The organism is Variovorax sp. SG517, assembly GCF_013376045.1.
GTDB lineage: Bacteria > Pseudomonadota > Gammaproteobacteria > Burkholderiales > Burkholderiaceae_C > Variovorax.
The window spans coordinates 590,697-611,765 of sequence record NZ_JABMJG010000005.1 but is presented as its reverse complement, the minus strand read 5'-3'; the positions used below and the strand labels follow the sequence as shown (position 1 = coordinate 611,765).

Annotated in this window: 21 protein-coding genes; 7 read left to right on the top strand and 14 right to left on the bottom strand. The window is 68.2% G+C overall.

Features of this window, described 5'->3' with window-relative positions:
- Window positions 1-91: 91 nt before the first annotated feature.
- The gene (locus FHT32_RS18600) at window positions 92-799 is read right to left on the bottom strand and encodes a response regulator transcription factor (RefSeq protein WP_176666071.1); all 708 of its coding nucleotides are present in this window, start codon (window positions 797-799) and stop codon (window positions 92-94) included.
- Window positions 800-1,043: 244 nt separating this feature from the next.
- Between FHT32_RS18600 and FHT32_RS18595 the strand changes: the two genes are divergently transcribed.
- Complete coding sequence (locus FHT32_RS18595; protein WP_176666070.1) at window positions 1,044-2,390, top strand: DotU family type IV/VI secretion system protein; 1,347 nt, start codon at window positions 1,044-1,046, stop codon at window positions 2,388-2,390.
- Window positions 2,387-3,487 carry a type VI secretion system protein gene (locus FHT32_RS18590; RefSeq protein WP_176666069.1) on the top strand — a complete coding sequence of 367 codons (1,101 nt, stop codon included), beginning with the start codon at window positions 2,387-2,389 and terminating at the stop codon, window positions 3,485-3,487. Before FHT32_RS18595 ends, FHT32_RS18590 begins: the two co-directional genes overlap by 4 nt.
- A 51-nt stretch (window positions 3,488-3,538) precedes the next feature.
- Here the strand turns inward: FHT32_RS18590 and tssJ are convergent, their stop codons facing one another.
- A complete protein-coding gene (gene tssJ, locus FHT32_RS18585) occupies window positions 3,539-4,051 on the bottom strand; it encodes a type VI secretion system lipoprotein TssJ (RefSeq protein WP_176666068.1) in 513 nt (170 codons plus the stop codon).
- A 71-nt stretch (window positions 4,052-4,122) separates the two neighbouring features.
- On the opposite strand from tssJ, the gene tssA reads away from it, so the two are divergent.
- From tssA to FHT32_RS18560, 5 genes are all read left to right on the top strand, one after another.
- Window positions 4,123-5,160, top strand: a complete 1,038-nt coding sequence (gene tssA, locus FHT32_RS18580) for a type VI secretion system protein TssA (protein ID WP_176666067.1) — start codon at window positions 4,123-4,125, stop codon at window positions 5,158-5,160.
- Window positions 5,161-5,221: 61 nt separating this feature from the next.
- The gene (gene tssB / locus FHT32_RS18575; RefSeq protein ID WP_176666066.1) at window positions 5,222-5,740 is read left to right on the top strand and encodes a type VI secretion system contractile sheath small subunit; all 519 of its coding nucleotides are present in this window, start codon (window positions 5,222-5,224) and stop codon (window positions 5,738-5,740) included.
- Between the two features lie 39 nt (window positions 5,741-5,779).
- Window positions 5,780-7,273: a type VI secretion system contractile sheath large subunit gene (gene tssC, locus FHT32_RS18570; RefSeq protein WP_176666065.1), complete on the top strand. Its 1,494-nt coding sequence runs from the start codon at window positions 5,780-5,782 to the stop codon at window positions 7,271-7,273.
- A gap of 167 nt (window positions 7,274-7,440) precedes the next feature.
- Window positions 7,441-7,920, top strand: a complete 480-nt coding sequence (locus FHT32_RS18565; RefSeq protein WP_176666064.1) for a type VI secretion system tube protein Hcp — start codon at window positions 7,441-7,443, stop codon at window positions 7,918-7,920.
- Between the two features lie 81 nt (window positions 7,921-8,001).
- On the top strand, window positions 8,002-8,541 hold the full coding sequence (locus FHT32_RS18560) for a peptidoglycan-binding protein (protein ID WP_176666063.1): 540 nt from the start codon (window positions 8,002-8,004) through the stop codon (window positions 8,539-8,541).
- An 88-nt stretch (window positions 8,542-8,629) separates the two neighbouring features.
- On the opposite strand, the gene FHT32_RS18555 is transcribed toward FHT32_RS18560, so the two are convergent.
- The 12 genes from FHT32_RS18555 to FHT32_RS18500 all read right to left on the bottom strand — a co-directional run bounded on the left by FHT32_RS18555 (window position 8,630) and on the right by FHT32_RS18500 (window position 21,058).
- On the bottom strand, window positions 8,630-9,424 hold the full coding sequence (locus FHT32_RS18555; protein ID WP_176666062.1) for a PP2C family serine/threonine-protein phosphatase: 795 nt from the start codon (window positions 9,422-9,424) through the stop codon (window positions 8,630-8,632).
- A gap of 75 nt (window positions 9,425-9,499) precedes the next feature.
- Entirely contained in the window at window positions 9,500-11,233 is a 1,734-nt protein-coding gene (tagH, locus tag FHT32_RS18550; protein WP_176666061.1) for a type VI secretion system-associated FHA domain protein TagH, read from the bottom strand.
- An 89-nt stretch (window positions 11,234-11,322) separates the two neighbouring features.
- Window positions 11,323-11,490, bottom strand: coding sequence for a hypothetical protein (locus FHT32_RS18545; RefSeq protein ID WP_176666060.1), 168 nt, complete (start codon window positions 11,488-11,490; stop codon window positions 11,323-11,325).
- Between the two features lie 6 nt (window positions 11,491-11,496).
- On the bottom strand, window positions 11,497-12,792 hold the full coding sequence (locus tag FHT32_RS18540) for a TIGR02270 family protein (RefSeq protein ID WP_371132195.1): 1,296 nt from the start codon (window positions 12,790-12,792) through the stop codon (window positions 11,497-11,499).
- Window positions 12,793-12,802: 10 nt separating this feature from the next.
- Complete coding sequence (locus tag FHT32_RS18535; protein WP_256099047.1) at window positions 12,803-13,690, bottom strand: hypothetical protein; 888 nt, start codon at window positions 13,688-13,690, stop codon at window positions 12,803-12,805.
- Between the two features lie 13 nt (window positions 13,691-13,703).
- Entirely contained in the window at window positions 13,704-14,852 is a 1,149-nt protein-coding gene (locus FHT32_RS18530; RefSeq protein ID WP_176666058.1) for a PAAR-like domain-containing protein, read from the bottom strand.
- 10 nt (window positions 14,853-14,862) lie between these two features.
- Complete coding sequence (locus FHT32_RS18525; RefSeq protein ID WP_176666057.1) at window positions 14,863-15,897, bottom strand: hypothetical protein; 1,035 nt, start codon at window positions 15,895-15,897, stop codon at window positions 14,863-14,865.
- Complete coding sequence (locus FHT32_RS18520; RefSeq protein ID WP_176666056.1) at window positions 15,894-17,021, bottom strand: DUF2169 domain-containing protein; 1,128 nt, start codon at window positions 17,019-17,021, stop codon at window positions 15,894-15,896. Before FHT32_RS18520 ends, FHT32_RS18525 begins: the two co-directional genes overlap by 4 nt.
- Window positions 17,022-17,036: 15 nt before the next feature.
- A complete protein-coding gene (locus FHT32_RS18515; RefSeq protein WP_176666055.1) occupies window positions 17,037-17,531 on the bottom strand; it encodes a DUF6484 domain-containing protein in 495 nt (164 codons plus the stop codon).
- 30 nt (window positions 17,532-17,561) lie between these two features.
- A complete protein-coding gene (locus tag FHT32_RS18510) occupies window positions 17,562-19,940 on the bottom strand; it encodes a type VI secretion system Vgr family protein (RefSeq protein WP_176666054.1) in 2,379 nt (792 codons plus the stop codon).
- A 58-nt stretch (window positions 19,941-19,998) separates the two neighbouring features.
- On the bottom strand, window positions 19,999-20,394 hold the full coding sequence (locus tag FHT32_RS18505; protein WP_126025731.1) for a DUF4150 domain-containing protein: 396 nt from the start codon (window positions 20,392-20,394) through the stop codon (window positions 19,999-20,001).
- A gap of 22 nt (window positions 20,395-20,416) precedes the next feature.
- A complete protein-coding gene (locus FHT32_RS18500; protein WP_176666053.1) occupies window positions 20,417-21,058 on the bottom strand; it encodes a DUF3540 domain-containing protein in 642 nt (213 codons plus the stop codon).
- Window positions 21,059-21,069: the final 11 nt, after the last annotated feature.

Sequence of the window (21,069 nt, the reverse complement as noted above, 5' to 3'; positions counted from 1 at the left end):
CCTCATCACCGTGCGCAACGGCCAAGCGCCCCGAAAGCACTTGCCCCAAGTCCAGCTCACCCGAGCTCCGTAGCTTCTGCCGCCCAGACTCCTAGGCCTGCTGCGCCTCCGTCAGCGCCTGCGCCGCCACCACCGCCTCGGTGCGGTTGCGTACGTTGAGCGCGCGGAAGATCGCCGCCAGGTGGATCTTCACCGTGCCTTCGCTGATGCCCAGGCTGCGCCCGATGAGCTTGTTGGGCTTGCCCTGCGACAGCAGCTGCAGCACCTCGACCTGCCGCTCGGTGAGCACGCTGCGCAGGTGTTCCAGCGTCTGGGTGCCGCCGCTATTGCCGCCGCCGGCAGCGCCGCCGCGCACCAGCGCCTCGGCGCCTGCCTGCGGCGCCATGCCCGCCACCATGCCCGGCGGCAGCGCCGTCAGCATCATCGGCGGCACGTACACGCCGCCGGCCAGCACCAGGCGCACGGCCGAGAGCATCACGTCGGGGGAATAAGCCTTGGGAATGAAGCCGAGCACGCCGCGCTCGAGCGCGCTGCGCATGATGGCCGGGTCTTCGTAGCCCGACAGCACGATCACCGGCACCGCCGGATGGCGCTTGCGGATCTCGTCGATGTGGGCCTGGCCGTCGGCGCCGGGCATGTTGAGATCGATCAGGGCCAGGTCGAGGTCGTCGGTGGCGCCGGCAAGCAATTCGTCGACGCTCATCGCCAGGACGAATTCGATGCCGGGCTCCAGCTCCGACAACTTGGCTTTGACCGCCTCGATGACGAGCCGGTGGTCGTCGGCGATCAGTATTTTCATGATGTCTTTTCCCCGTGTCCCAGCGTGCAACGCACGGCAGACGCTGAAGATACCGGCGAATGCCCCGCGCAGCAAGGCCGGCGGCCCCACCCAAAGGCATAGACCCCAAGCGGTATGGCGCCCGCCGCAAGCACTTTGAAAGAATGGGCGCCTACTCGAAGGAACCGGGGACATGGGCATGTGCCATCGCTGCAGACGCCGGTGCAAGGCATCCTTCGCAACCCTCGACTGAGCGGGCCCGTCCATGGCCCGCCTGCTCGACTGCTTCTCCACCCTCATCTCGTCCGGCCTCTCGCTGGACGCCGCCGTCGCGGCCGGCGCGCCGCTGCCGTCGCTCGATGCGGCACAGCAGCAGTTCCGCCAGCAGCTCGACGCGGCGCGCGCCGCCGCAGAGGCTTCGGGCACGCCCGCAGCGCAGATCGAATCGGCGGCCTTCGCGATGGTGGCCTGGATCGACGAGGTCCTCGAGCGCCACCCCGACGCCGCCACGGCCGCGAGCACGGGGGCGGGGGCGGCAGCCCCGCTGCAGGTCCAGCTCTTCAACTCGAACAACGCACACAGCGAGTTCTTCCACCACCTGTCGGCACTGGGCGCCGGCGACGACGCGGTGCGCGAGGTGTACTGGCACGCGCTGGCGCTGGGCTTCAAGGGCCAGTACTACTTCGAGGACGGCGACCAGGGCGAGCTCGGCAAGCTGAAGGACCTGCACGGCCGCCAGCTCCTGCTGCGCCCGCTCTCGACGGGCAGCCTGGTGCAGGACCGCATCACGCCGCAGCCCTACGAGGTGGCCGATCCGCGCGGCCCCAACGACACGCGCCGGCGCGACCGCACGCTGGTGCTCGGCGGCGCCGCGCTGGCGCTCGCCCTGCCCCTTCTGTACATGCTGTGGTTCTGGTCGAGCGGTCCGCCGGCGGCCGACACCGGCCTGGCCCAGCGCATCGATCAGCACCTGCAGACCTTCGCCTGCGCCGACCTCACGGCCAGCGTGGACCGCGACGGCCACACGCGGGTCACCGGCTTCGTCTCGCTGCCCGGCGACCTGCCGCGCGTGGAGCATGAAGTGAGCGCGCTGCCCGGCGTGAAGGCGCCGCGCTTCGACATCGGCCTGCGCGTGTGGCCGCACTGCGAGGTGTTCGCCATCCTCAAGCCCTACCAGGTGCGCAACGGCGAGAAGGCCTACGGGCTGGACGTGACCGCTCCCACGGCCATCGACGGCAAGCTGCGCGAAGGCGACAACGTGCGCATGCAGGTCGTCGCGCCGCGGCACGACAGCTACATCTGGGTCGACTACTACACCGTCGACGGCTCGGTGATGCACCTCAACGCAGGCCAGCAGCCGACCCGGCTGCACGCCGGCCAGACGCTGGAGATAGGCCGCGACATTCCCTCGAGCTGGCTGGTGAGCCCGCCCTTCGGCAGCGTGCTCGTCACGGTGCTGTCGTCGCCCGCGCCGCTCACGGAGACATCCGACCGGCCGCCCTTCGAGCTCGCCTCGACCTATCTGCTGCGGCTGCGCGAGTCGCTCGCGGCCAGCAAGAACAGCGACCGGCTGATCGCCGACTTCGTCTTCCTGGAGACCGTCTCCCGATGAGCGCGCTGCTGCTGTCGCCCGCCCACCGCTTCTGGCTGCTGCTGTCGCTGTGCCTGCTGGGCTTCGGCCTGCTGTACGCGGTGGTGCGCGACGCGGGACGCGGCGCCCGCCGGCGCGGGCTGCACAAGCGCATCGCGGCGCTCGGCTGGCCCGCGGCCGGCACGGACGAGCCGGCCGTCGGCGCGCTGAGAGAAGGCATGGCAAAGGCGCAGCAGTCCATGCGCCGCGCGCACTGGGCGAAGTCCGCGTCGCCGGTGCCCTGGTTCCTGTGCTTGGGCGATGCGGCGGCCAACCTGCCGGGCCTGTTCGCGACGACGCACGGCGCACGCGCGGACGCGCCTTCATCCCCCGACGGCGAATGGTGGCGCTGGTGGCTGACGCCGCGGCTGGTGGCCGTCGAGATCGATTCCACCGCCGCCGGCGACACCACCGGTGCGCCACGGTCGCGCGGCCTGTGGCTGCACTCGCTGCTCGCGCTGGCCGAGCGACGCGACCGGCTGCCGCTCAACGGGCTCGTGGTGGCCGTGGCGGCCACCGACCTGCTGGAGGCGGGCACGGCGCAGCTGAAGTCCCAGGCCGCGCGGACGCGCCGCCTGCTCGACGAAGCCAGCGACACCCTGCGCCTGCAAATGCCCACCTACCTCGTCGTGACCGGTCTCGAACGGCTCGCGGGCTACGAGACCCTGCACGGCGCGCTGCCGCCCGAGGTGCTGGCGCAGGCGCTGGGGCACCGGCTGACCGATCCTTCGGCATTCATCGAGACGCCGGCCGGTGAACGGCTCGACGCGGTGTTCGATCCGATCGCGCAGCAACTGCACGCGCTGCGCATGGCACTGCTGCGCGAGCAGCCGGGCAGCACCGGCCGGCTCGCGATCCATGAATTCGTGGAGGCCGTGCGGGCCCTGCGGCCCGGGCTGCGCGAGTTCACGCAGGTGCTGTTCGAGAACCACGGCAGGAACTCTCGCGCGCCGCGCTGGCGCGGCTTCTATCTCACGGCCGCCGCGTCGGATGCCGTCGGCGGCGCCTTCGTGCACGACCTGTTCGAGCGCTTCCTTCCCGTCGACCAGCCGCTGGTGCGGCCGGGACGGCCATCGTGATCGAACGCCAGGCGAGCTCGGCTGTGATCGCTGTTATCGCTGTTGCGGCTGCTACTTGCTGTCGACGCGCATCGCGCGCGCGCCGAAGGTCACGTCCAGCGCCTGCGCCTTGCCGGTGACCACAGGCCGCACCTCGCGCCAGCGCGCGCGGTCGAGGTCGCGGTAGGCGGCCATCACGCCCATCGACTTCGCGTCGGGCGGCAGGTTGAAGTCGAGCTTCTTCGTCTCGCCGGGCCGCAGCAGCACTTCTTCGCGCTGCACGAGCTCGGCGCCGAGCGTGGCCTGGTCCTTCTCGAAGAGCGAGAAGAAGTCGGCACCTTCGAACGGGCCGGGCGACTTCAGTGCATACACGCGCACCGTGAGCGGAGACGCGCGGCCACGCGCATCGGGGTTGGCGTCGGCACCCGCCGTGAGCGTGACCGCCACCGTGGTGACCACGGGCTTCGCCGCGCATCCCGCAAGCAGAAGACCCGCTCCAGCAAGGCCAAGGATCGCGATGCGGCGCCGCGTTGCCGCGCCGAGGAAGCCTTCATAGGACGAATGGTGTGTACCCAGCGTGCGCATGCTATTCCCTTCGTTGCATTGACCGGTCAAGACGCATCTTTGATTATCACCAGCGAACTCGAACAGGCAACATGCTGAACAACGACATTGCTGCAACACTGCTCGCGCCCATCGGCGATGCATCGCCGTGCGGCGACGATCTCGAGTACGACGCGGACTTCATGGCGCTGGTCGCGGATGCGCAGGGCAAGCCCGAGCAGCAGTTCGGCGACACGGTGATCCCCGCGGTCGAGCCCGAGTGGCGCGAGGTGGGAGAGAAGGCCGAGAACATCCTGCGCCGCAGCAAGGACGTGCGCGCCGCCGTGCTGCTGCTGCGCGCATCCACGCGCATGCAGGGCGTGGAAGGCTTCGCCGCGGGGCTGCGGCTGCTCAACAGCCTGCTCGACACCTTCTGGGACGGCATACATCCAAAGCTGGATGCCGACGACGACAACGACCCGACGATGCGCCTGAACGCGCTCGCGCCGCTCACCGACGAGACCATGGGCCTGCGCGACCTGTACGAGGCGCAGGTCGGCATCGCGCGGGGCGTGGGCCCGATCCGCGTGCGCGACATCGCCATTGCCCACAACACGCTCACCGCCGTCGGCGGCGAAGCCACCTACTCGATGGCGCAGGTGCAGGGCGGACTGGAGACCATCCAGTCCGAGCGGTCCGAGGCGATCCAGGCCGCGCTGGGCGTGCCCACGCTGGTGGAGGAGCTGCGGAAGCTCATCGCCGATCGCACCGGCCGCGCCGATGCCTTCGACCTCGACCCGCTGCGCTCCATCGCGCGCGTGCTGCAGAAGGCATGCGCCTCCGCCAGCGGCGCTTCGGCCGAAGCGGCGGCGGACGAAGGCTCCGGCGCATCGGACTCCCCTTCCAACGGCGCTGCGGCGGCCCGCCCCGGCGCCGCGCGCGGCGAGATCCAGAGCCGCCAGGACGCCGTGCAGATGCTCGACCGCGTGATCCGCTATCTCGAGCAGGCCGAACCCGGCAACCCGGCGCCGCTGCTGATCGAGCGCGCCAAGAAGCTCATCGGCGTGAGCTTCCTCGAGATCATGGCCAACCTCGCGCCCAACGCGATGGACACCATCGAAACGGTCACGGGCCGCCGTCCTTCCGAGTAGGCCCCGACCACCCCTCCATCCGTCTCATCCGCCCCCATTCACACCCGCAAGGAGCATCTCCATGGCCAAGAGCAGTCAGAAATTCATCGCCCGCAACCGGGCGCCCCGGGTCCAGATCGAGTACGACGTGGAGCTCTACGGGGCCGAGAAGAAGGTGCAGCTGCCCTTCGTCATGGGCGTGCTGGCCGACCTTTCCGGCAAGCCGGCCGACCCGCTCGCGCCGGTGGCCGACCGCAAGTTCCTGGAGATCGACGTCGACAACTTCGACTCGCGCATGAAGGCCATGAAGCCGCGCGCGGCCTTCGCGGTGGAGAACTCGCTCACCGGCGAAGGCGACCTGAAGGTGGAGCTCACCTTCGAGAATATGGAAGACTTTTCGCCCGCCGCGGTGGCGCGCAAGGTCGGCGCGCTCAACAAGCTGCTGGAAGCGCGCACGCAGCTGTCGAACCTCGTCACCTACATGGACGGCAAGGGCGGCGCCGAAGACCTGCTGGCCAAGGTGCTCGAGGACCCGGCCCTGCTGCAGACCCTGGCCGCGAGCAAGAAACCCGAGGACGGCGGCAGCACGCCCGCCGCCTGAGCCCCCCATCAGAGCAGAGCACACGAGGAGTAAACAACCATGGCCGAAGCACTCGAACAGAGCGCGCTGAAAGATGTCGCGTATGCGGGCAGCGACTTTTCGTCGCTGCTGCAGAAGGAATTCAAGCCGCGCAGCGACGAAGCCAAGAGCGCCGTCGAAGCCGCGGTGCTCACGCTGGCGCAGCAGGCGCTGGCCAACAGCACCGTCATCGGCAAGGACGTGACCAAGTCGATCCAGGCCATGATCGCCGCGATCGACGCCAAGCTCACCGACCAGGTCAACAAGATCATCCACCACCCCGACTACCAGAAGCTCGAGAGTGCGTGGCGCGGCCTGCACTACATGGTGAACAACACCGAGACCGACGAGAACCTCAAGATCCGGGTGATGGACATCTCCAAGCAGGAGCTGGCCAAGAACCTCAAGAAGTTCAAGGGCGCGGCCTGGGACCAGAGCCCGATGTTCAAGAAGATCTACGAGCAGGAATACGGCCAGTTCGGCGGCGAGCCCTTCGGCGCGCTGGTGGGCGACTACCACTTCGACCAGAGCCCGCCCGACGTGGAGCTGCTCGGCGAGATGGCCAAGATCGCCGCCTCGGCGCACGCCCCCTTCATCACCGGCGCCAGCCCCAACCTGATGCAGATGGAGTCGTGGCAGGAGCTCGCCAACCCGCGCGACCTGACCAAGATCTTCTCCACCCCCGAGTACGCCGGCTGGCGCAGCCTGCGCGAGTCGGACGACTCCAAGTACATCGGCCTGTGCATGCCGCGCTTCCTGGCGCGCACGCCCTACGGTGCCAACACCAACCCGGTGGAGGAGTTCGACTTCGAGGAAGACACCGCCGGCGCCGACCACAACAAGTACGCCTGGGCCAATGCGGCCTACGCGATGGCGACCAACATCAACCGCTCGTACAAGCTCTACGGCTGGGGGTCGCGCATCCGCGGCATCGAGTCGGGTGGCGCGGTGGAGAACCTGCCGCTGCACACCTTCCCGAGCGACGACGGAGGCGTGGACCAGAAGTGCCCCACCGAGATCGCCATCAGCGACCGCCGCGAAGCCGAGCTCTCCAAGGCCGGTCTGCTGTCGATGATCCACCGCAAGAACTCCGACTTCGCGGCCTTCATCGGCGCCCAGTCGCTGAACAAGCCCGCCGAATACGACGACCCCGACGCCACCGCCAATGCCAACCTGGCGGCGCGCCTGCCCTACCTCTTCGCCTGCAACCGCTTCGCGCACTACCTCAAGTGCATCGTGCGCGACAAGATCGGCAGCTTCAAGGAGCGCGAGGACATGCAGCGCTGGCTCAACAAGTGGATCATGAACTACGTGGACGGCGACCCCGCCAACTCCTCGGAGATCACCAAGGCCCAGAAGCCGCTGGCCGCCGCCGAGGTGATCGTGGAGGAAGTGGAAGGCAACCCGGGCTACTACACCTCCAAGTTCTTCCTGCGCCCGCACTACCAGCTCGAGGGCCTCACGGTCTCGCTGCGCCTGGTGTCGAAGCTGCCTTCGGCCAAGGGCGGCGCGTGAAGACCTGAAAAAAACGGGCCGGACTTTCTTGAAATTCCGGCTCCCGTTTCGTTCTATCAACAGCTGCCACATACCGGCCTTGCCAGCAAGCCACCGGCAGCACAAGCATCCGTCTCGATCATCAACAGCAACTGCCCGAACGCAATCGGGTTCCAAGGAGTAGGAACATGTCTTCTGACTTTCACATCAAGCTCGACGGCGTCAAGGGCGAGTCTTCCCACAAGGACCACAAGGACGAGATCGAGATCTCGTCGTGGACCTGGAACGTGAGCAATTCCTCGGGCGCGGGCTCCGGCGGCGGCTCGGGCAAGGGCAAGGCCACGCCCGGCGAGTTCCACTTCACGCACACCTACGACAAGGCCTCCCCCGTGCTGGCCAAGAACTGCGTGAGCGGCAAGCACTTCAAGGACCTGGTCCTGACCTGCCGCAAGTCGGGCGAAGGCCAGCAGGAGTACCTGAAGGTCACGCTCAAGGAAGTGTTCATCTCCATGGTCGGCCCCGGCGGCGCGCAGGGCGGCGACGTGCAGGAACAGGTGTCGTGCTCGTTCAAGGACATCGAGTTCGCCTACAAGGCCCAGGACGACAAGGGCGCGGCCGGCGGCGAAGTCAAGTTCGGCTGGAACGTCGCGACCACCGAGACCCGCTGACGGACGACGGACTCGCCGGGCACGGCATCGGGCGCGCCAGTGCCCGGTGCGGTCTCCACGCGTCCTCACCGGAGCAATGCAATGGCATTCAGCACCCCACTCATCGGCACCAGCGGCGCTCTGCTCACCGCCTACAACATCGACTGGTCGGTAGGCCGGATCGGTTCCAACACGCGTGAAGACGTGATGCTGGTACAGGCGCTGTTCAAGATCTTCTACTACGAGCTGCTCGGCTTCAACCACGACCTGGACCCGCCCCCGGGCCAGACCGAGGTGATCGTCGTGGACGGCTACTACGGGCCGGTCACGCAGAAGCACATCACGCACTTCCAGACGCAGGCGATCGCGCTCGGACAGAAAGTGCTGCCGGACGGCATCTTCGATCCGTTCCGCGAGCCCGGCGCGTCCAGTACGCTGAGCAAGACGCGCTACGCGCTCGACCTGCTCAACAACGGCTGCGCCAACTGCTGCAAGGAACAGGGCATCGACAACTACACCAACCTGCCCAACCGCCAGGACATGCCGCAGCAGCTGCGCAGCGCGCTGAAGAAGGTGAAGAAGACGGCGAACAAATACACCTACGTCGCGCCCCAGACCGTGCCCAGCACGGGCGGAGCCTGATCGGCGCGGTTGCCGCAATCGAAGGAAGGAAGGGGCCCCGGGGCCCCTTCTTTTTTTTGCCCCGCGTTGCCGTACGGAGAGAAAGGAATCAGGAGTCGGTCGACGCGACGCTGTCGGGCATCAGCCTCGTCACGTCGTCTTCGTCGTCCTCGATCACCCACAGCGTGAGCGCCGTGTAGTTGTCGTGGCCCGGCTTGGCATTGGCCTTGACCTGCGCGTCGATCAGCTCGGTCCACTGGCTGGGCGTGCGCGAGGCATGCAGCGTGTCGATCAGGCACTCGTCGCCCAGCGGCTCCCACACGCCGTCGCTGCACAGCAGCAGCACGTCGCCCGGCAGCAGGCGCATGCGCTGCGACACCGCGATGTCGGGCGCCTCCTCGATCGAGCCCAGCGCCGACAGCAGCATGTTGCGCTGCGGATGCAGCCGCGCGCCCTCCTCGTCGAGCATGCCGCCGGCCACCATCTGCTGCACGAGGCTGTGGTCGGTGGTGCGCGCCACGATGGCGCCGCCGCGGAACAGGTAGGCGCGGCTGTCGCCGCTGTGCACCCAGGCGAGCGCCTGGCTTTCGAGATCGATGGCCGCGAACACGATGGTCGAGCGCATGCCCGCGAGCTTGCCGCCCTCGGCCTGGCGCGCCACCACGTCGCGGTTGGCCTGCTCCACGAGGCCGCGCAGCGTGGGCTCGTCCAGCCCCGGCGCGACCGCGAAGCCGGCGAGCATGCTGCCGCGCGCGGTGGCCGCCGCCACGTCGCCGCCGCCATGGCCGCCCGCGCCGTCGGCCACGAGGCAGGCGACGAAGCGCTCGTCGTGCCAGTGGCCGTGCACGTCCTCGTTGTAGTTGCGGCCTCCCTGCCGGGAGAGCGTGACGATTTCGATTTCCAAGCGGTGTGCCTCGCGAGTGCTGGGTTGTGTTGTCTGTTTGTCTGACCGGCTCTGTCGCTCTTCTTTTTCTTCTCGTCAGGCATCGGACTTCAGGCGCGCCATCTGCTCCTCGTAGGCCTCGAGGAAGGCCTTGCCGAAGAGGCTGTGGAAGTCGTCCTCCGCCTCGCTCGCGATGCCGCCGTACAGCGACACGAACTGGTCCCACAGCTTGGCCTTGCGGTTGGCGCTGAAGAGCGCGTCGAGCGCCGTCTTGGCGCTGATCTTCTTCTCCAGCTCCGCCGGCTCGAAGCGCGCGATGACATGCGCCAGCGCCGCACGCATGCCCACCATCACGCCGAACTGATGCGCGCGCAGGTCGTTGAAGGCGTCGCGCATCGCGGCCTCGGGCGGCATGAAGCCGCGCACGCCGGGGCCCAGCAGGTGCGCGAGCGCCACCTCGACCGTGGGCGAGAACTTCAGCGGGTTGTTGGCCTGCGCCGCGATCATCGTGACCTCGGCGCGCACCTCGCGCTTGAACTCCTGGCGCGTGAGCAGCAGCTGCAGCGTGCCCTCGGTGGCACTGCGCAGCATCGAGCCGATGCGCTCCATCAGGCCCGGTGTGAGCATCTCGGGCGGCTGGTGCGTGCTCGCGAGGCCGCGCAGGAAGGCCGCGAGCAGCTCGTCGTCGCTGGCCATGCGCTCGGGCGGAGGCGCCGCCGGACGCGGAGCTGGCGCGGGAGCGATCGCCGGCGCCGGGGGCCGCAGCGGCTCCAACGGCTCCAGCGGCTTGCCGGAGCCCTCGGGCCCGCTGATGCGGATCGGCTGGCCGGTCATGTCGTCGAACTGCGCGGGCGGCATGACAGGTGCAGGCGCAGGAACGGGGACAGGCGCCATCGCCGGCGGAGGCTTCGGCGGCTCGACGGCCTTCGGCGGCGTGAAGCCGAACTGGTCGATGGGCAGGTGGTCGGGGCGCGGCGTGGGCGTGGGAGGCGCCGCCTGCTGCAGGGCAGCCAGCGGATCGGCGTTGGACGCGGTGTTCGGCTGCAGCAGCGGATCGGCCAGCGGCGACAGCGCGAGCGGATCGCCGCCGATGCCGCCACCACCACCGCCGCCCATGCCGCCGAACAGCTCGTCGATGTTCGCAGCCTTGCCGTGCGCGGGCGGCGCGCCGAGATCGGAGAAGTCGTCGAGCGCGCCGAGGCCCGCCGCCGGCCCCGACGACGGCGTGGGTCCGAGCAGGTTGGCGAACGGATCGACCTGCGCGGCCTGCACGTTGCGCGAGCCGCTTTCCATCGGATCGGGGAACAGCAGCGAATCGGACAGCGCCGCTGCGGGCGCCGCGGCCGGTGAAGCCGTTGAAGCCGCTGAAGCCGCCGAAGCCGGCGCAGGCGGCGGCGCGAGGCCCGCGAGCAGGTCGGCAAAGGGATCGTCGCTCGTCGGCGTGGCGGCGGCGGCTTGCGAGCCGCCCAATACCGTCGCGGGAATGATCGGCGCTGCGGGCACGGCGGCGACAGCGGCAGCCGTCACGCGCACGGTCAACTCGAAGCTGCCCACCACCAGCCGCGCGCCATCGGTCAGCGCGGCCTCCTTGCCCGAGCCCAGCGACACGCCGTTGCACTGCATCGGGTTGCTGCCCCGGTCGATGACGAAGTACTGCCCGTCGCGGCACAGCACCTGCGCATGCACGCGCGAGACCGTGCGGTCGGGATCGTCGAGCACCAGCGTGTTGGTGTCGGCGCGGCCGATGGTCCCGCCATTGGGACCGAAGTCCGCGGCGATGGACTGCCCCGCCGGAGCGCCTTGCCGGGTGATGACAGCGATATGGATCATGAATCGGCCCCCGAAGGCTCTGTGCCTGAATGCGCCCGAACAAACTCGCAAGGAGTATTCATTCCGTGGGGCATGTTGGCAATCTCGCCTTAAGAGGTATGCCATTGCAGCCAGGCTGCGATGGCGGTGAAGATGGCGGCGATGAGGAGCCAGGTGCGGGTGGCGGGGTCGAAGTGCTTGGCATTCCGTCTCCAGCGCAGGGCTGCCGCGACAGCGAACACGAAGGCCAGGACAGCGAGGATGTACGGGGCATGCATGAACGCTCAGGCCTCTGGCCCGGCGAGCCAGCGCTGCTGGCGCCACGCGGGAGCGCCGGTCGGGAACAGCGCCGTGCCGGGCCGAAGCAGGCACAGGTATTCCGAGGCCGCCCGACGTTGCCGCTGGCAGCCCCGGGCGCGCACCTGGATGGCGTGGTCCCACGACGGCGGCGCTCCCATGAAGTGGCGGACGCCCTCCGGAAAGTCCGGCGCCCTGGCGGCCCACGCATCGGCGACCTTGCCCGCGTCGGGCCAGGGCAGGCCGTCGTCTTCGTCCATAGCAACGTCGTCGTCCGCCGGATCGTCCACCGGACCGGTCTCGATGCCATCGGGAGGCCTGCGCTCCAGATCGTGCTCCGCAAGATCGAGGCCGGTGATCAGCGTGAAGGCTTCGCCGGCCAGGCGCGACAGGGAAGCATCCTCCATCCTGTCGATGAGCCAAGGCACCCAGCGCGGATCGCCGCTCGTACCAAGGCCGCGGATCAGTTCGCGCGCATCCGCCTGCGACTCGAACAGCGACTTCAGGATCGGCACCGCCTGCTCCGGCGAGGCGAGCTTGAGCAGCAGCCCGATGGCTTGCGCCCGGTACGGCCTGCCCGCGCCCGTCTCCTCGTGCAGCACGCGTATCGCTGCATGCCGGTCGCCGAGCAACACCGCCGAACGCGCAGCCTGGAAACGGCAAGCGGCGTCCTCGTCGGCCAGGGCGCGCACGCAGGCGCCCTGCAGGTCCAGCCTGCCGCACTCCCCGGCGGTGCGAAGCGCCTGCTCGCGCAACAAGCTATCCGGATCGCCCAGCGCCGCCACCAGTGGCGCGCCCGGATCGACGCGATGCGCACGGCAGGCCAGGATGCCGACCATGCGATGGAACGCCGATGGAGAAGCCAGCAGGCCACCGGTGATGCCGCGCAACGAAGGCGCCGGAACCCATGCGAAGGCGGCCAGCACGCCGGGACGGCACTCCGGCAAGGCATGCGCGAGCGCCAGAACCTTGTCGAGACAAGGACCGTCGTGCGTGTCGAGCGCCAGCGCGGTGGTTGCGAAGAGCTCGCCCGGGCCGGGCATGGCCAGCGCCGTCGCGCACAGATGTGCGCCGTACGCGCCTGCCACGGCAAGACCGTCGAGATGCGCGGCCAGCCGGTCATCCAGGCGGCGGAGATGATGCAGCTTCACATGAGGCGCATCGACCATCCGCGCCCGCACATGGAAGAGCACCGCGCTCTCCTCCGCATGCTGGGCGACAACGGCCGGCACGGGCCTGTTCAGGGCCACGCCTGCCGCGTTGTTCGCCGCGCCGATGCTCACGGCCTTGCCCTCATTCCCAGCGGCGCCAGGCGGCGCCATCGAACGAGCAGATGTTCTGCTGCCCGACCGACCACAGCACACCCTCCGCATCGGTGAGCTTGTAGCAGCTGTCGGGAGCGTCGCGGCCGAAGTCGACCGGCACGAGCGCATCGCCCTGCAGCTCGTAGAGCGCGCTCATGCTCGCCACGTACAGGCGGCCCATGAACCAGCGCAGGTCCCAGAAGTCGTCCATGAGCCCCTCGGTCTCGAGCACCTCCCAGTCCTGCCCGCGGCCTCGCAGCAGCGTGCCTGCCTGGCCGCAGGCGTAGACATTCCCGTCGCCGGCACAGCACACGCCGCTGAGCACCACGTTGACCGGACTCGGCCCCTGCGTCCAGGCGCTGCCTTGCCAATGCCACAACTCGCCTTCCCAGCCCACGGCATAGATGTCGTCCGCGCCGAAGCCGTCGATGGCTTCGAAGCCGGCGACCTCGTCGTCGCCCTCCGCGGCCGGTGCATGCATGGCAGTCCACTTTCCTTCCCCCGCGCGCCTGAACACCTCGCGGTTCATGCCGCAGGCATAGGCGTATCCGTCGATGGCGGCACAGGCGCGCAAATCGAAGGCATCGCGGATCTTCTCGCTGCCCTCCTGTCCGCCTACGTAGGTGAATACCTGGCCGTCGCCAGAGACGACGACGAGTTTCTCGGCGGGTTTGCGCACAACGCAGATACCGGCCGCACGCCACGCCAGATCCTTGACATTGGCGATCTCACCTTCGTCCACGCTGCCCAGTCGAGTGTGGGCGACGCCTTTCTTCTGGAGCTTCTTGTCCTGAAGCGCAAGATAGACGAGGTCCTTGAAGCGCGCTGCGCCTCGCGATATCAGGTTGTCCTTCGATAGTCCCAGCCGTTGTGCCATGTACGCTCTCCTTTCAGCGGGATCTCTTGTTGCCCAGGGCCTTGAGCGGATCCAGGGCCGCCTCGCTCGCGACGTCGGACCCCGAAGGCGAGTGCTTCACCTCGGCGTCCTTCAGGTCCTTCGAGCACATGTCCTTGTGCCCCTCGTTGAGCTGCGCCTTCAGGCACTTGTTGCTGCAGTTGGACGACTTGAACACCTTCTGCGCGCTCTTCACGCAGAGGTTCAGTTCCTTGGCAAAGGACTGCGTCGTTCCCGCCCCCACCTTCTTGCCCATGAACTTGTGGGCCGCATGGCGCAGCCCATGGCTGCCCTCGGTGTTGCTCGGTCCCTCCGCACACATGCAGGGCGCGGCGCTCATCTTGTAGTTCTTCCAGCCGGGCAGCTTCTTGCCCTTGGAGACCGCCGCCGTGTAGAAGGAGCTCTTGGGTATCACGTGATCCGGCGTCTGGCTCGGGCAGCATCCCTTCACGCCGTCCTTCTGCGCGTTGTAGGGCACGAGCCTGCACTTGCGCGCGCGCAGGCACTTGTCGGCAGCCTCCTTGCCCTTGATGGCATCGAGCGACATCTTGTTCCAGTCCGCCCCGCGCCCCCGCTGCTTCTTGATGCCGATGTTCATGCCGGCGGCGGCGCACACGTTCTTGGTGCCCTGCTTCTTGAAATCCTTGCAGGCGGCCTTCTCGCGCTTGACTTCCTTGTCGCACGCCGCCTTGGCCGCGCCGGGTGCCATCGTTTCCAGGTGCGGCCAGGGAATCGACTCGTTGCCCGGATACGAGCTGTGGTTGTGCGTGGTGATGTCGAGGTGGCGCACCACGTTCTCGCCCTCCACCAGCACGTCCATCGACCAGCGCGAGAAATAGATCTTTCCCATGTTGGTACTCGTGACCAGACCCTTCTTGGGCGCGCAGCCGGCTTCGTCGCCGCTGCTTCGCTTGAAGTAGCTCTTGTTCTTGAGCATCACCTGCTGGCCCGAGATCTCCACGCTGGTCGAACCGTCGGTCGTATCCGACGAGAAACCCGTGTTCGGATACGGAAGCGGCACGCCCGGCGGCGTGGCCGGCGTCTGCGGCGGCGTGAAGCAGACGTCCGGAAAGGCGCACATGGTCTTTCCGCTCGCGGCCTTGCACGAAATCTCCAAGGCGTTGGCGAAGACCTTGTTGCTCATCGTGCGTTCCTCACGCCACGGCCTCTTCGAAGCGCATCACGGCGCAGGCCCGCTGTCCCGCATCGTTCGCCATGTGCACGAGCACGGCCGGCCCCGGCGCATACCCGCGGCGGCCCGCCGCATCCGCCACGGCCAGCGCGGCGACTCCGGCCACCGCCCCCGCCTCGCCGATGCACTCGGCCGGATGCCAGATGTCGAAGCTCTCCTTTCGCTGGCGCAAGGTGCGCGCAAGCGCGAGCGTTGCCTCCTTGAAGTAGTACTGCTCGCCCGACAGATCGGTGACGCGGTAGTCGATGTCGTGCATGCCGCAGCCGGCCTGCGCCAACCCCGCCTCGATGGCTGCGCTCAGGCCGTCGCCGCGCAGCGGCTCCTCGGTGTCGATGTGCGCCTTCTCGATGCCGAAGCCGGTGCCCGCGCACACCAGGCCCCCCTCGCCGCCGAGAACGCCCATGAGCAACGCCCCCGCACCCTCGCCGGGAATGAAGCCATTCGAGTTCTCGGCCGTCAGCACGCGATTGCCGCGTTCGTATGCGCCGAGCGTCGGCCACTCGAGCAGGCAGTCGACTGCGGCCACGAGCACCAGCGGCACGCCGCCGCCGATCAGTCGCTGCGCCTGCGCCAGCGCCACCACCACGCTCACACGGCCATGCGCGACCACGAGCGAATCCGCCGAGAAGCGGGCCCCGAGCAGATCCTGCAGTTCTTCGAAGAGCAGATCGTCGAGCCCCTGCAGGCGCCCCGGCCTCTCGTGCTCGGCCACGCACAGCAGCAAGGGGATTTCGTCCCATCGCTCGCGCGCCACGCCGGCCAGGCACTCCTGCACCGCCAGCGCGGCCATGCGGACCAGCTTGGCTCGTCCGCGCCATGGCTGCTCCAGCGGCACGGCGTGCGCCATGATCCGCTCGCCCTCCGAATCGATGAAGCGCGTCTCGCTCGGGTTGGTGACCTTGGCGCGGATCGCCGCGCAGGATGCGGCCGCGTTCAGTCCCACGCTGGTGACGAGCCCCGTGCGCCGGATGCAAATGGCTGATGTCGGCATGCTCATGCGACCTCGTCCAGCTCTTCGTCGTCCGGAACCATCGGCACCATGATCACGGGAATGGGGAACGGCGCGGCATCGCGCTGCTGCCACCATTCGCGCCCTTTCTTGCCGACCATGACCTGCGCGACCTCGAAGATGTCCTTTTTCAATGGCCGCGTCATGCGCCAGGTGAGGCTGAAGCGCCCCTCGTCGGGTTCAATGACCACCGTGTCGAGCGTGGCCGTGTGGTCCTCGCGCTCGCCATCGCGGGTGAACACATGCACCGGAGCCACCAGGTGAGGAATGATGAAGCGCGTCAGTCCGTCGGGTGTCAGGTTGGCCATCAGCACCTCGACGGGGCCATTGCGGAAGTGGTCGAGCGGCACCTGCTGGTCGAGCGGTGCCGCCTGGAAATACTGCTCGTCGAAATCGGGTGGCAGGAAGGGAAAGTGCTTCTGGCGCCACGCATCGTCATAGGTGCCGGCAAAGCGATGGCGCGGGTCCCATCCACGCCCCACGGGCCCGAGGGCCATGGGCCGGTAGTTGCCGTCTGGCGCGCGCACGGCGTGATCGATCTCCTCGGTGGCCGGCAGCGGCCGGCCCTCGACCCATTCCACCCGCAAGTGCCTGTGGAAGCCGCGGCCGACCGGATTGGCCATGAAGGCGGCGTGCTCGACCGGGTCCTCATGCAGGAGGTCGACGCCGCCGAAGGCCACGTCGTACGAGATCGGCTGCCGCACGAACACGCCCGGCGGTGTCGGGCCGACGCCGGCCAATCCGCATTCCCACTGGCGCGGCCCGACCACCGCGAAGGTCTTGCTCCAGCTGCCGACCCGCAATCCCACCTCGACGCGCGACGCGGGCCGGCCGCCCGGCGCGTACGCGCTGCCCAGCAAGAGAATGTCGCAGCGCGGCTTGCGCGGCGCGAAGTCCACTTCGTAGACCGGCGCCGACAGACCCGGTGCGCCGGTGAAGGTATCGGCCATTACCAGCGGCAGCTGCGCCTCGTGCAGCACGATGCTGTCCGGTGCATCGGCCGGCGGAATGCGGAAGGTGCCCTTGGCGACCACGACAAGCAGTTCACGCCCGCTCGGCTCGACGCCCAGGTTGAACCCCGCGACCATGCGGGTGGCATTGAGGAGTTCCACGTACCCTCCTGCTGCTCAGTTCAATTGCACCGAACCACCCTTGACCCGGTTCACGCCCGTCGAGCGGCTCGACACATAGCTGCCCTGGATAAGCACCTTGCCGGCCCGCGTGAGCGTGATGCTGGCCTTGCCGCAGCGCAGCACCAGCTCGTCCTTCGCGCTCACCAGCATGCGCTCGCCATCCGCGTCGACCTCCACCTGCGCCGGCGCATCCGGCAGCGGCCATGCCTGTGCGCCACGCAGCACGCCCATCACGATCGGGCGCGCCGGATCGGCGTCCTCGAACATCAGCACCACGTGCCGGCCGATATGGGCGCCGTGCAGGTCCACCACGCTGCGTGCACGCACCGCGGTCGTCCCGTGCCGTCCCACGAGCATGACGAGCGGCGTCTGCCCCTCGTCCGCGATGGCGACCAGCTCTGCGGTCGTCACGGAATTCCAGCGCGCGATGGCCGCCGGCTCCTCCATTTCCGCCCTGAGTTCTTCCTCGATCGAGTCCCTGCCGCTCATGGTTCTCTCCTTGAATTTCCTCGCCCGCGCTCAGTTCTGAAGGATCTTCGAACCCTTCATGAGAATGTTCCCGCCGGCCTTCTGGTTGATCTTCCCGGAGGCATCGATCGTGATGTCCTTCCCCTTGATCACGATGGTCCCGTCCTTCTTCATCGTGATGCTCGCGCTGCCCGTGGTGATGGAGATGGAATCGCCCGCGTCGATCACCAGGTTCTTTCCGACGGACAGCGAGTCGTCCTTGCCCACGCTGGTGGTCCGGCCCGAACTCACGCTTCGCGATTCATCCGCCCCCACGTTCGTCGACAGGTTCGCGCCCACATCGACCGACCGGTTGGCGCCGATGCTGCTCGACTGATTCGCCCCCACGCTGATCGTCTGGCTCGCCCCCACCGTCACCGCCTGCATCGCGCCCACCGTGATCTCCTGCGCCGCGCCGACGGTGATGGTCTCGTTGATGCCCACCGTGTGCGTACGCTGGAGCGCCACCGTCGCCGTCTCGCTCGCGCCCACGGTGATCGTGCGGTTCTGCCCGATGGAGATCGTCTCGTTCAGGTCCACCGTCTCGGTGCGGTTCTGGTGGATCGTGATGGTCTCGTTTTTGTCCACCGTTTCCGTGCGCTGGCCGTGCACGGTGATGGTCTCGTTGTTGTCGACCGTCTCGGTGCGGTCGTGCTTCACGTGGGTGGTCTCGTCGTGGTCGATGGTCTTGGTGCGGTCGTGGCCCACCCAGTGGGTCTCGTCGTTCTCGACCTCGATGTCCTGGTTCTTCTCCGCGTGCAGGTACACCTGCTCCGAGCCCTTCTTGTCCTCGAAACGGAACTCGTTGCAGTTGGCCGCGCTGCCCTTGGGCGTGGAACGCGTGCGGAAGCCGCTCTGCGTGTGGGTGCCGAAGGGAATGGGCTGGTCGTCGTTGTAGACGCGGCCCACGATCAGCGGGCGGTCGGGGTCGCCGTTGAGGAAGTCGACGATCACCTCCTGGCCGATGCGCGGGCAGAAGTACCCGCCCCAGCCCTTGCCGGCCCAGGGTTGCGACACGCGCACCCAGCAGGTCGACTTCTCGTTGCTCTTGTCGTAGCGGTCCCAGTGGAAGTGCACCTTCACGCGGCCGAAGTCGTCCGCATGGATCTCCTCGCCCGACGGCCCCACGACGATGGCCGACTGCGGCCCCGGCATGACCACGCGCGGCGTCAGCCGCGGCGGACGGAACGGCATGTCGGCCGGGAACACCGTCAGCAGGAACGAGCTCGCGCCCGGTCGTCCCGCATCGAACGAAGGCATGCGCGCGGCAGCCGCCTCGAACGCCGGCAGCGTGTCGGCCAGCACCGCGTCGTCGGCAAGAGCCTCGCGCAGCATCTGCGCCGGCAGCATGGCCGGCGCCTCGACGTCGGCGCCCTCGTAGCCCGGGTGGGTCGCGAAGAAGGTGCAGGCGGCGATCACGTAGTCGCTGTCGCGCGTGCCGTCGGGGTCGTTCTCGAACTTGAAGCTGCGGCCGGCGGCCACGTCGGGCCAGGGGGTGAGGGCCCAGTGGCGCTGGCGGCGCGCGCCGATCTCCTCGCCGCGCAGCTTGCCCTTGTAGTCGGCGTCGTCGCCCTTGAAGTAGCCGCCCGCGAACTCGAAGGCCTCGAACTCGGCCAGTTCGTGCTTGTCGGGCGTGCCTCCGGCCGCCTCGAGCTTCTTCTTGATGGCCTTGAAGTCGCTGTCGGTGGAGGCGTACTTGCCGGTGTCGAACTGCCGTTCGCTCACCCAGCGCGAGATCTCGTTGAAGCGCGCCTCGGCGGCGTCGCTCGACACGTAGCGCAGGGTGTCCGCGGCGGGCAGCTTGTCGTGCGCCATGTCGCTGGCATCCGAGAGGTGCATGGTGCCGGGCGCATCGTGCGCATCGAACCAGTAATAGATACCTTCGTCTTCCAGCAGCCGCGATAGGAACTGGTAGTCGCTCTCCTGGTGCTGCACGCAATACCGGCGCGGCTTGTGAGTGCCCACGACGTTGTCCGACCGGGTCTTCTTGAAGCGCTTGATCGGGCTGTCCTCGAACACCGCGTCGAGCACGTCGAGCACGGGCTTCTCCTGCAGGATGCGCGAGTTTCCGCGCTTGGTGAGAAGCCAGAACCAGGAGCGCAGGGTGAAGCGGTATTCGAAGTAGCGCCCTGCATGGCCCGCGCGCACGAAGCGCACCGCATGGCCCTGGCAGTGCCGTTCGTGCCTGCCGCCGTCGGCGTCCTCGAAGCCGATGACGATATCGAAGGCCCGCCCGAGGATGTCCTTCGCGTCGATGGCCTTGTTCTCCGACAGCACCGTGAGCTCGTAGATCGAGGGGCGTGCCAGTGCCTCGTGACCCACGATGCGCCAGAACATGAGCTCGTCCTTCACGGGCGAGTCGCTCTCGATGCGGAACTCCTGGTCTGCCATTTTTGGCTTTCTCCCCCATGCGCCTGTAAGGCGGCGCAGCCTCTTTGCTTCGGTTTCTCTAGGGCGCCAGCAGCAGCACCAGCGGCTGGCTCGGCACGGTGCGCACGCCGGGGCAGTTGGTGCTGTTCTGCAGCGACACACTGGTCAGGCGCGACGCGGGCATGCCCATCATCAGCACCGTGAAGGCGCCGGTGAGATGGCGGCTCGGCCCCATCACCGTGCCCGAGGCCACGCCCAGCAGCACGCCGGAGTTGTCGCCGTTGGTCATCGGAATGGTGGTGCCGAGGTTGTGGGCCGGACCGCCCATGATGAGGATCGTCGGGCAGTTCGGAATCGCCATCGGACCCATGGCGATGTTCGGATACGGCACCGGTATCGGCGACGGCGCGGCGGGCGTGATGCAGACATCGGGAAATCCCATGTCCGTGCCCATCAGCTGGCAGTTGGCGAACATTTCTCTTCTTCTCCGCCGGGCTTCAGCCGAAGTGGATCTGCGCGCCGCGCGCCTTGACCAGCTCGCGGCCGTTGACCAGCGTGTGGTCGCCCTCCAGGCGCATCAGTTGCTGCGCCTCGCACTCCACATGCGTGGCCGACACGCGGTCGATGCCGTCGGTGGTGCGCAGGTAGTGCCTGCTGAAGTGCTGCACGCGGTCCATCACCGACGACAGCACCGAGCCCACGAGCTTGAGGCTGGTGCCGACCACGCTGAGCTGGCGGCCGACGACGTCGGCGCTGTCGGTGGCAAGGCGCGTGCGCTGCGTGGCGATGTCGAGCTCCTCGGCCGCAAGTTCGATGCGCCCGCCCTCCGCGGCGATGCGCATGCCGCCGCCTTCGCAGTTCACGACATTGGCCGTGCCCTCCTCGCGCTGCAGCACGGCCATGACCCAGACCTCGTCGGGCGCGATGCGCAGGCAGGCCACGCTGTCGCCGGCCGCGGGCTCGAGCAGGCAGCTCGCGGCGCGGCGTGCGCGAAGCTTCAGGTCGCCGCTGGCAACGACCTGGCGGCCCTTCGCGTCGATGCCAAGGATGCCCACGCACCACTCGCCCGGAATGGCCTTCGCGGTCTGGCTCTTCTTGACGGTGCGCGCCTTCGCGAGCGTTGTCGTTTCTTTGTTCATGGTGGCTGTTT